The organism is Dactylosporangium salmoneum (assembly GCF_039532525.1).
Classification (GTDB): Bacteria; Actinomycetota; Actinomycetes; order Mycobacteriales; family Micromonosporaceae; genus Dactylosporangium; species Dactylosporangium salmoneum.
In genome coordinates this window covers 97,128-97,629 of sequence record NZ_BAAARV010000075.1, presented here as the reverse complement: position 1 = coordinate 97,629, position 502 = coordinate 97,128, and the positions used below count along the sequence as shown (strand labels likewise).

Annotated in this window: 1 protein-coding gene; it reads right to left on the bottom strand. The window is 75.9% G+C overall.

What is annotated here, in order from left to right; all coding sequences use genetic code 11:
- Window positions 1-21: 21 nt before the first annotated feature.
- Entirely contained in the window at window positions 22-354 is a 333-nt protein-coding gene (locus tag ABD352_RS38915) for a YnfA family protein (RefSeq protein ID WP_344617582.1), read from the bottom strand.
- Window positions 355-502 lie beyond the last annotated feature (148 nt).

Sequence of the window (502 nt, the reverse complement as noted above, 5' to 3'; positions counted from 1 at the left end):
CGGGGCGCGCGGCGGGCCCGTTCAGTGCCGGGGCGCGTACATGATGACGGCGACGCCGACGAGACAGACGGCGGCGCCGATGACGTCGTAGCGGTCGGGGCGGAACTTGTCGACGGCCATGGCCCAGGCGAGCGAGCCGGCGACGAAGACACCGCCGTAGGCGGCGAGGATGCGACCGAAGTTGGCGTCGGGCTGCAGGGTGGCGACGAAGCCGTAGGCGCCCAGGGCGGCGACGCCGGCGCCGATCCACAGCAGGCCCCGGTGCTCGCGGACGCCCTGCCAGATCAGCCAGGCGCCCCCGATCTCGGCGATCGCGGCGAGCACGAACAGGGCGATGGAGCGGATGATCGTCACGGTCACCATCGCAGCACACCGCCGCGGGTGCTCAGCAGCCGCATCCTGCGCCGCCGTAGGCGCACGCGGCCGGGCGGCGGGCGCCGCGGGTGCTCAGCAGCCGCATCCTGCGCCGCCGTAGGCGCACGCGGCCGGGCGGCGGGCGCCG